10 protein-coding genes are annotated in these 9,702 nt (G+C 60.8%); 8 read left to right on the plus strand and 2 right to left on the minus strand.

Translation table 11 applies throughout. The annotated features are described in order from the left end of the window. The first annotated feature begins 204 nt into the window (after window positions 1–204). From AC0L2A_RS29405 to AC0L2A_RS29430, 6 genes are all read left to right on the plus strand, one after another. Window positions 205–1,929: a hypothetical protein gene (locus AC0L2A_RS29405; RefSeq protein WP_473611774.1), complete on the plus strand. Its 1,725-nt coding sequence runs from the start codon at window positions 205–207 to the stop codon at window positions 1,927–1,929. Continuing rightward, entirely contained in the window at window positions 1,926–2,210 is a 285-nt protein-coding gene (locus tag AC0L2A_RS29410; protein WP_473611775.1) for a hypothetical protein, read from the plus strand. Before AC0L2A_RS29405 ends, AC0L2A_RS29410 begins: the two co-directional genes overlap by 4 nt. Before the next feature lie 248 nt (window positions 2,211–2,458). Continuing rightward, window positions 2,459–4,324: a TPR end-of-group domain-containing protein gene (locus AC0L2A_RS29415; protein WP_473611777.1), complete on the plus strand. Its 1,866-nt coding sequence runs from the start codon at window positions 2,459–2,461 to the stop codon at window positions 4,322–4,324. Between the two features lie 119 nt (window positions 4,325–4,443). Further along, entirely contained in the window at window positions 4,444–5,772 is a 1,329-nt protein-coding gene (locus AC0L2A_RS29420) for a gluzincin family metallopeptidase (protein ID WP_473611778.1), read from the plus strand. Window positions 5,773–5,794: 22 nt separating this feature from the next. After that, entirely contained in the window at window positions 5,795–6,436 is a 642-nt protein-coding gene (locus tag AC0L2A_RS29425; protein ID WP_128186519.1) for a hypothetical protein, read from the plus strand. A gap of 39 nt (window positions 6,437–6,475) precedes the next feature. Beyond that, window positions 6,476–6,802: a hypothetical protein gene (locus AC0L2A_RS29430; protein ID WP_473611779.1), complete on the plus strand. Its 327-nt coding sequence runs from the start codon at window positions 6,476–6,478 to the stop codon at window positions 6,800–6,802. Between the two features lie 110 nt (window positions 6,803–6,912). On the opposite strand, the gene AC0L2A_RS29435 is transcribed toward AC0L2A_RS29430, so the two are convergent. After that, window positions 6,913–7,893 (minus strand): quinone oxidoreductase family protein, encoded by a 981-nt coding sequence (locus AC0L2A_RS29435; RefSeq protein WP_473611781.1) that lies wholly within the window; start codon window positions 7,891–7,893, stop codon window positions 6,913–6,915. Window positions 7,894–7,990: 97 nt separating this feature from the next. Between AC0L2A_RS29435 and AC0L2A_RS29440 the strand changes: the two genes are divergently transcribed. Further along, window positions 7,991–8,428: a winged helix-turn-helix transcriptional regulator gene (locus AC0L2A_RS29440; protein ID WP_473611782.1), complete on the plus strand. Its 438-nt coding sequence runs from the start codon at window positions 7,991–7,993 to the stop codon at window positions 8,426–8,428. An 81-nt stretch (window positions 8,429–8,509) separates the two neighbouring features. On the opposite strand, the gene AC0L2A_RS29445 is transcribed toward AC0L2A_RS29440, so the two are convergent. Continuing rightward, window positions 8,510–9,115 carry an NADPH-dependent FMN reductase gene (locus tag AC0L2A_RS29445; protein ID WP_473611784.1) on the minus strand — a complete coding sequence of 202 codons (606 nt, stop codon included), beginning with the start codon at window positions 9,113–9,115 and terminating at the stop codon, window positions 8,510–8,512. A gap of 92 nt (window positions 9,116–9,207) precedes the next feature. Here AC0L2A_RS29445 and AC0L2A_RS29450 point away from each other — a divergent pair, with 92 nt between their 5' ends. Next, window positions 9,208–9,576: a winged helix-turn-helix transcriptional regulator gene (locus tag AC0L2A_RS29450; protein ID WP_473611785.1), complete on the plus strand. Its 369-nt coding sequence runs from the start codon at window positions 9,208–9,210 to the stop codon at window positions 9,574–9,576. The last annotated feature ends 126 nt before the right edge of the window (window positions 9,577–9,702 follow it).

Raw genomic sequence — 9,702 nt, forward strand, 5'->3', positions numbered from 1 at the left:
CGCATCGAAAAATCTTCACCGAGTCGGTCATCTGATGGAGGCGCCAGAGCCTCCAAAGGCGGACGATCGACAGCTTTTTGAGGTGAGCGTAACGAGATTCGTCAACGGGCGGATTCCCAAAACGGCACCGACCCGAGAACAGTGGCTTTATCATTTTTTTGAGTCCTGCGCGGTAAGGTTCCGCGCATGTGGTTGAAGACTTACTTGATCATCACCGGCATCGGCGCGTTCGCGGCGCTGACAATGCCATGGCTGGTCATAATCGGCAGTTTCCTGATTATCCCGGGGCTCATCCTCGCGTCGATGCCAACGGCCTTCATGTATGGCGTCGCCTTCGCGTTGTTCCGCTTGCTGCTCGGGCTTTTCCTTTCAGGCGTTCCTCTGAACGTCATGTCGGGCGCCGCGACGCTGGCACTGTTCTGGACCATCCCCCAGCCAGGCCTCACCCGGGCGAGGGATATGCTGGTCAGCCTGAAGGAGCCGGACATTCAGTCGAGCGCACCGATTGCGCTCAACGGCGACATTCTCCTCGCCCGCCCGTTCGAAGGCCGTTGCGACGCATTGTGCGCGGCCTTGCTCAAGACCCCGGGCGTCACTTCAGTCCGCGTCCAGACCCTTCGCGGTCATTCCAATACCTATCGCATCGTGCCGGACTCGACGCCCGGCAAACGAAGCACCGTCATCGGGCATGGCCTGCTGGAAGAGCGGCGCTACGATGCCTCCGATCCGCTCGCCCCTCAGCGCGCGCTGGAAGCCGAATGGAACCTGATGATGTCAGAGGGCAAGGCGCTGCTGCAAAGCGACGACGCCCCCGAACCCGACCTCACTATCGCGATCGAGGACGGCCCCGCCGTGCCCGATGCCAAGCCCCGATCGGGACGGGTGGATTGGTCGCTCGAACCCTCCGCACCCCACCGCAAGGCGCTCACCATCACCGACGCCGGTGAACAGGTGCTGCTGCGGCAGTCGATCCTGTCGATCTTTGCCCCCGCGGCGCCGTTGCTGATCGGGGCTTCGGGCGGGATCGAGAACTTCCGGTTCGGCTGGGAGCGTCGGCGGCTCGGTGACGGAAGGATGTACGCCGAGGTTCCGGTCAACCGGCTGCTACTCGACCACACCAGCGTTTCGCGCGGCGTGAATATGGAAACGACGAAAACGAGAACGCGCGAGGAACTTGCCAGAGCGCTCGACGATCCGCGTAAGCCGGTGAGGAATCCCGCGTTCGCGCTCGCCAATCAGTGGATGGACTCGTTCCGCGCGAACGACCAGCCGCTCGGCGAGAGCGACCGGCGTCTGCTGGTTCGCATCTTGGAGGACCCGCGGGTGCGATCCTCCGACGGGCTGTGGGCGATCATCAAACAGGTCCATGGCGACTCCGCCGATCTGCGGCGGCTCGCCGCCCGCCGCTACCTCGCGGCCACCGACAAGAAGGAGGCGCGCCACTGGATCAATGCCCTGGCCGGCCTCCCTGTAGGTGCATACTCCGATCCTCTGCCGGAAGAGCGCGCAATTCTCGCAGATCCGGCGGTCAGCCGCTTTGCCACCGGCCTGATCAAGCGCCAGGGCGAGCGCAGCGTCGATGCCGTGCCCGACCTGTTGCGGCTGCTGCGTGAGTACTCCGTCTACGATCCGGGCAAGTATGGCTTCAGCGACCTGACCGCGGCTACCGATGCCGTGCGAAGCGGCTTTCGCCGCATTGGCCCTGCGGCCTCTTTCGCGCGGCTTGAGATCGAGCAACTCCTGGCTTCGCCAGGTCTGGAGTACCGCTACAAGACGCTCGGCCAGGAAGAATGGGACACGCTGCTGGTCGTCCTCGGGAAGCCTGTCGAAATGCTTACCAAGCCGGAAAACCGAAGTGGTACCGACGCGAGGTACCGCGAGCGCGTCGCTCAACGGGCCGCCAGGCCTTACGATCCGCGCCGGGATTGATCGACGACACGGGACGAGAACCTCGCCAATTTATTGCATGCGGATTCCGCTATTTCGGCCTAATCGTTCAAGCGATTGATCGTGCTTCGAAACATCCTGCTTTTTGGAAGAGTATGCCGCCGCTCAGAGGCAGAATCTCAGCGCAGAGTAACGTCAATGGTTTGATTCAGCCCTTGTCCGCGATGGCGGGATCGTTGGTTACTGGCGCAACCATGATCTCCAGCGTGGTCGTTGGCTATGTCTGCTTTCAGGAAACGGCAAAACTGATCTCAACGACCTGAATGAGGCGCAGGGCCGACCGACACAAGGTTTGGGGCCACCCCGATTGCGGCTGTCGGCCCGCTGGTCACCGCCAGCCCCGCGCTTTCCCCATAGCATCCACCCTGCACCCCGCGGCTTCCTGCTTGGGAGGTTTTCCAACGCGGGCTGATGTCGATCCCAGCCCGCACCCTCGCGTTGCGGCCCACATCGAAAAACCTTCACCGGTATGCCGTTAAATCGTGTAGTATCGACGTTTTTCGGAGACGGCATGTCCGAGGAGCGGGTTGAGCGCCGTCTGGCGGCGATCCTGGCTGCCGACGTGGTAGGCTACAGTCGCCTGATGGAAGCGAATGAAGAGCGAACGCTCGGCGCGCTTCGCCAGCATCGCCGCGAGTTCTTCGATCCCACTGTAGCCAAGCATGGCGGGCGCATCTTCAAGGTGATGGGCGACGGCTTGCTTGTCGAGTTCGGCAGCGTTCTCAACGCCGCCCGTTGTGCCGTAGAAATCCAGCGCGGGATGGTAGAGCGCAACGCCGGGATCCCGGAAGACCGCCATTTCAAGTTTCGGATGGGCATCAATCTCGGCGATCTTATCGTCGACGGCGACGATTTTTACGGCGACGGTGTGAACATGGCAGTCCGGTTGCAAGGTCTCGCCGTACCCGGCGGCATTGCCTGTTCGGAGGCGGTGCGCCACGAGGTTGGCAACAAGCTCGGCGTGGGCTTCGCCGATCAGGGTGCCAGGACGGTGAAGAACATGTCCCATCCGGTGCATGTCTATTTCGCCAATTGGGGGAATGTCGCCTCGCGCAACGAAATGCGGACCGGTGACATTGGGACGCGCCCCGACAAGCCTTCGGTGGCCGTCCTGCCCTTCGCCAATATGAGCAACGATCCCGACCAGGAGTTCTTCAGCGACGGCATCACCGAGGACATCATCACGGACCTGTCCAACGTTTCGGGCCTCTTCGTGCTCAGCCGCAACACCGTCTTCGCCTGCAAGCGCCGCGCCCTGAACCTGGAACACATCGCCAGTGAACTCGGTGTCGCCTATGTGGTCGAGGGAAGCGTCCGCAAAGCCGGGAACCGCGTCAGGATCAATGCCGAACTGACCGAAGGGGCGAGCGACGGCCACGTCTGGGCCGCCCGCTACGACCGCGACCTCACCGATATCTTCGCCGTGCAGGACGGGATCACCAAGGCAATCGTCGAGCAGCTCAAGGTCAAACTCCTTCCCGAGGAGAAGAAGGCGATCGAGCAAGCGCCGACCGAGAATGTCGAAGCCTATACGCATTATCTGAGAGGCCGCGAGTATTACCACATCGCGTCGAAGGCAAACCACCTGATGGCCAGGCAAAGTTTCGCCAGGGCTATCGAACTCGACCCGAGCTATGCTCGAGCCTATGCCGGCATCGCGGTCTGCAACACGCGGCTCCGCTCGCAATTTGGCTTCGACATTCAGGTCGAGGATATTCTGGCAACCACCGCAAAGGCGTTGGCTATCGACCCCAATCTGCCAGAAGCGTATGCGGCCATGGGGCACGCCCTTTCGGGCGCTGGTCGCCGCGCCGAGGCGGTTGCCGCCTTCGAGCGGGCTTTGGCCATCGATCCTAATTGCCATGAGGCCAATCGGTACTATGCCGAGTTCTGCGTGACCCAGGGTCAGTTCGAAATGGCAGCGACGTATTTCCTGAGGGCAATGGAGATCAAGCCGGCGGACTATGGTGCGCCGGTTATGCTCGTGAACGTCTTCCGCTCGCTCGGGCAGAACGATCAAGCCGAAAACTATGCGCGGATCGCGATAGAGAAGGCCGAGGAGGAGCTAAGGCTCCACCCGGAGAATGCCAATGTTGGATGCCTTGGCGCGATCATGCTCGCCTTCCTCGGTGAGCACGATCGAGCATTGGCATGGCTGGAGCGCTCCCTTGCGACCGAATCCGGCGACATAAATATCCAGTACAATGCCGCCTGCACCTATGCGCTGCTGGGCGAGAGCGACCGGTCGATCGACCTGCTGGAGGCCTGGTTGCCTCAGGTCGGCACGGAAATGAAGCTGTGGTTCAAGAACGACTCCGATTTCGAGTCCATTCGCGGCCACCCGCGCTATCCCAGGCTGATAGAACTCACGGAATAGGACGGGGCCGGGGCGCGTTCGCAGACCCGACAAACAAAAGGCTTACGTTGCTTACGAAGTTCTCGCCAAGCAACGGAGATTAATTTATGCTTAGCTAATATAGGTCGTGGGGTACTGGGATGGCGACCCGATTCAGGCTCTTTGTCCAGCCTCCGTTCGAGGACGATAGAGCGTGCCCTGAAATCGTCACGGTTTCATCGCCCCTCGGAAGCGTCGGTGTCGGCCCGTCGGACGATCGAATGTATGTCGTGGAGCCGGTCGGCAAGACCATGCCCTATGGCGTGAACCGCGCGCCCTTGGGAACACCGTTTATCTATCTGCCGCCCTGGACAGGAAATATCCTCGCGCCGGCAGTGCCCGACGAGCGCGGCAATTTCGATCACTACCAGCCATCGACGCCCGGCTTCGAGGCCGCGCATCTGTTCGGCTCCGTGCGGTTCACGCTCGATGTGTGGGAACGCTACCTCGGCCAGTCGGTAGCATGGCATTTCCGCGATCACCATGAGCGTCTGGAAATCTCGATTCTGCCGACATGGAACAATGCTCAGTTCGGCTACGGCTATCTCGAAGTGGGCAGCCAGTTCGAGACGGACGGAAGTATCCTCCCTTTCAGCCTCGACTTCGATGTCATCGCTCACGAGGTCGGCCACGCGATAGCCTTCGCCGTGCTGGGCGTGCCGGGCCTGGGCAAAGAGTTCCCCGAATATGTCGGCTTCCAGGAAGCCTTTTCCGACTGCGTGTCGCTGATCGCCGCCATGCATTTCCCGTCGGTGATCGACAATGTGCTGGATGAGACGCGCGGCAACCTCTATCTCGCCAACCGTCTCGCGCGCTTTTCGGAATTTTCGCCGCATAGCCAGATAAGGTTGGCGAACAACCAGCGGACGATGGCCGAATTCGTTCACGGCTGGAAGAACGAGCATGACCTGTCGGAGCCGCTCACCGGCGCGATATTCGACATCCTGGTCGATATCTTTCACGAGAGCTTGGTGGCACGCGGCCTGATCTCGTCCGAGGTCGAGAATCTCGCCGATGTCGCCGAAGCCGATCCGGCTGCCCGGGCGCCACTACAGGACGCCTTCGACCGCGCTTTCGCCCGCCGGATTGACGGCTTCCGCGAGGCGCTGCTCGATGCGCGCGATGTCGTCGGGATGTATCTCGCCGAAACGCTATGGGCTCTGGGGCCCGATTTTCTGGACTATGGAGATGTCGCGAAGGCGATGCTCGCCGTCGACGAGGTCGAGACGGGGGGGGAGTTCGCAAGGCTCATCGATCGCAATTTCAGGCGTCGGGGAATCGGCGAGCTGCACGCTGGCAGGCGGATCAACAATAGGCCGCGCCGCGGCCATTCCCATTCGGCGCGCACCTTGCTGCCGAGAGATATATCTAATTTTCCGAAGATGAGCTATCGAGAAAGAGTTCTGTTAGCGAGGTCGATGTCTATCTAGATAATAATGAGTGGAGAGGAAGATGTCAGATAATGAAACACTACTTGGCGTATCATCTGTATATCTGTTTGGGCGGCCGCTTGACGACGTGATCCTGAGAGGAGGCGGCGTATACGGTAACTTACGGGTACCAAGACCAGGAAACAACAATTTTCTGCGACGCCAGCTCGAACATGTTGTTGGAACTGCTCCGAATCAACGCCCTGATGCGCGTCTGGCGCGGATTTTTTCTTTTTCCTTTGAGGGAGCATTTTATGAACTGGCTCCGCCAGCGATTTTTCTCGTCCATGGGGCTGGCCTTGACCCCGACGACCCTCCCCCGACCAATGCCGCTGGCCAAGTTGAGTACAAAAGACTGTCCCGAGCTCCCGGCTCCAGTGCGCGAACGGGCCTCGGCTTGCAAATTGGAGCCTTCTCCAAGGACATGAGAGTATGGATTTACGACAAGAGCGACCATTCACTCAGGCTGGACGCAGAGACGGGGTCACTCGAGCAAATCCTGTTATCTGGAGAGGCCCATGGCGGAGGCATGGGCAGGTCGGGCGGAGGCATGGGTAGATCGGGCGGCGGCATGGGCAGATCCGGTGGCGGCATGGGTAGATCGGGCGGCGTGATGGCAAGATCAAGCGGATGGACGCCACGAAAAGCAGGCGATCTAGATTGATTTCGTCGAAAGTTAGGCAATAACAAGGAGGAACATCCTATGCCTGTAGATCCTGTAGAAATAGATCGTTTGGAAGATAACCCTGTTGACGTTCCTAAAGGTGGCATTAAATACTTTGACATTGTTGGCAATAATCTTCTGACATCTGGATTGGAATTCTACGCCTCGTTCGATCAAGCTGGCGCGAAACGGGACAATGAAATTAAAATCTATGTCGATGAGTTTGGAACAAGAAAAAAAGAAAGACTGCCGATGATTGCTGAGGCAACTGAAAAAGCGGACAACAATGCGAATAAAGTACGCTGGGTTGTGATCAAATTGAATGGCAATATAGCGGACACAGAACAAGGTTTGAGAGTCATTTAGAGGCCTTGGCCGCCTGCAATCCGGCCCGCCAGAAGTCGGCTCCTGGCGCTGTTCCCACCATTTGAGCACACGCATTGCACGCAGCCTGTGCGCGGTTAATCGACCACCACTCAAGGTGTCAGCACGACCTTGCCGGTCGAGCGGCGCTCCTCCAGCAGGCGGTGCGCTTCGTTGGCCCGGTCGAGCGGATAGCGGCCGCCTGTTGTCACCAAAAGTCCGCCGCTGGCGGCTAGATGGAAAAGCTCTGACAAACTACCGCGCAGCACGTCGGGAGAAAGCAGCGGCAGCAGGGCAAAACCTCGCAGGGACTGGTTCCGGGTGATCATCGCTTCCAGTTCCGCAGCGCCGACCGTGTATCTGCCCAGCGCCGCAAAAACCAGCTCTCCGCCAGGCGCGAGCGCTTGCAGCGATGCCGCCGTCATCGAGCTGCCGACAATGTCGTAGACGACATCGACGCCGGCGCCGCCAGCCGCCTCCCGCACTCGCGCGGGCCAATCCGACGTGCTGTAATCGACCGCGGCATCGGCGCCAAGCGACAGGGCAAGATCGAGCTTGGCCCTGCTGCCGGCGACCGCGATCACGGCGCTGGCGCCCTGGCGTTTGGCGAGCTGGACTAGCAACGAGCCGACACCGCCCGCGGCTGCAGTGACCAGCACCGACTTGCCGGCTGGCGGGCTTTGCCGCAGCAGATGAAAAGCCGTCAGTCCCTGCACCATCAAGGCCGTCGCGTCTTCGAATGAGAGCGCGTCGGGCAAAGGCACGGCCAGCGATGCGTCGATCGTCACATAGTCGGCATAGCCGCCAAAGGGGTGCGTTGAAGCGAACAGCGGCGCCGCGACGCGTGTCCCTGCCAGCGAGGTGTCAGCGCCTTGACCAAGCGCCTCCACTGTGCCGGCAGTTTCGACGCCGAGAACCATCGGCAATTGCGGCGTCACCGCGTAGCGATCCCCGCGCATCAACACTTCGAAGAAATTCACGCCGGCCGCATGAACGCGGATCAGCACCTCGCCTGTTTGCGGCTCTGGCTTCGGCATCTCGACGACGTCCAGGACGTCGGGACCGCCGAAACGGTTCAGTTGAATGGCTCTCATGGCATGCATCCATCGCTATGGCATCGGCTGCTGTTTGCCACTATCTGCCTGATCGCGACTACACACTCATTTGTTCCCTGCTGACCAGGAGGTGACCATGGCCATGCCAACCAAAACGGGGCCGACCAAAAGGGTGTCGACCAAAAGGCTGCCAACCAAGAGACTGCCGCTGCTGCCGGCGGAACGCGCCCTGAAAGTTATCTCGGGCCGATGGAAGGCTGTCATTCTCTACCATCTCTTCGACGGCCCCCGGCGGCTGTCGGCGCTGAAGACGCTGGTGCCTGATATCACCCAGAAAGTGCTGATCCAGCAGCTTCGCGAAATGGAGGAACACGGCCTTGTCAGACGCGAGATCTTTGCCGAGATTCCCTCACGCGTCGAATATTCGGCGACGCGCCTCGGCCTCAGCCTCGAGCCTATCCTTCTGGCGCTCTGCGGGTGGGGCCAGCACCATGCGGATGAGTTGAACGAGATGGACCGCCTCGCCGACTGCATCATCAGGCCTCGGCAGGCGCGCCCGCCAGCCATCGCCTGAATACCAGCCATCGCCTGAATCAAAAGGGGCGACGCAAGCGCCGCCCCGGGAACCCTTGGGAGGATTGTTCTGGTCTGCGGTTCAGGCCGCCTTGACTTCCTCGGCCACCGCGTCGGCCTGACGCGCCGCCTTCAGCACTTTGGCCCACCATGCAACGTCGTTGACCAGCGCGGTCGCCGCCTGGTTCAGGTGCTCGAGCTCCTCGAGCTTCTTTTCACCTTGCCGGACGGCAAGGAAATCGCCCCAGGCGATATGGACTGCCGACTTGACCGGCGCCATCTGCAGCTCGACCGCATGCAGCCTCAGCTGCTCGACGGCACGCGCGCCGCCGACGCTGCCATAGCCGACGAAGCCGGCCGACTTCTTGTTCCATTCATTGGCGGCGTAGTCGATCGCGTTCTTCAGCACGGCGGTCGGGCCATGGTTGTATTCGGCGGCGGTGAAGATGAAGCCATCGAACTCGGCGACCTTCTTCTGCCAGCGCTTTGCCACTTCATTCTGCGACGGCGCCCAGGCGGACGAAGCGACCTCGTCGAAGAACGGCAGCGGGAAGTCGCGCAGGTCGATCACCTCCACGTCGATGTCGGCATGCGACTTGGCGATCTTGGCGATCCACTGGGTCGGAACGTCGGCGAAGCGTGCGGCGCGGGTCGAACCGACGACAATGGCGATTTTGGGTTTGGACATAGAGGGGCTCTCCTTCAGGCGAATTTCTGGTATCGTTTAGATACCTGAGCTATATGAGTGACTGTGCTCACGAGGCGCAAGGAGGCACCTTTTTGATACCAAGGCACCCGCACCGCACCGAGGACTGCCGCGCCATCTCGGAAATCCTGCAGCGCGTCGGCGACAAATGGACCGTGCTCGTCGTCGGCAAGCTCGGTGACGGGCCGCTGCGCTTCAACGAATTGCGCAGCGCCGTCGGCGGCATTTCGCAAAAAATGCTAACCACCACGTTGCGCGGGCTGGAGCGCGACGGCTTCGTCACCCGGACCGTGTTTCCGACCATTCCGCCACGCGTCGACTATGAGCTGACCGAACTTGGCTACGAGCTGCTTGTGCCGGTCGGCGCGCTCGGCGAATGGGCGCGCAAGAACACCGAGCGGGTCAAGGCCGCTCGCGAAAAGTTCGATAGCGTGCACGCCTGAAACCCTTGCGCCGCAAGGGTTCACAGCAGCGCGGCAAAACGCTCGCCGTCCCTTCTCCCCTTGTGAGGGCTTTGCACAGAATCGGATTGGTGATTCCGTGGGCAAGGAAGAGAGGGAGATGATTTG

It is taken from the genome of Mesorhizobium sp. WSM4844 (genome assembly GCF_055811775.1).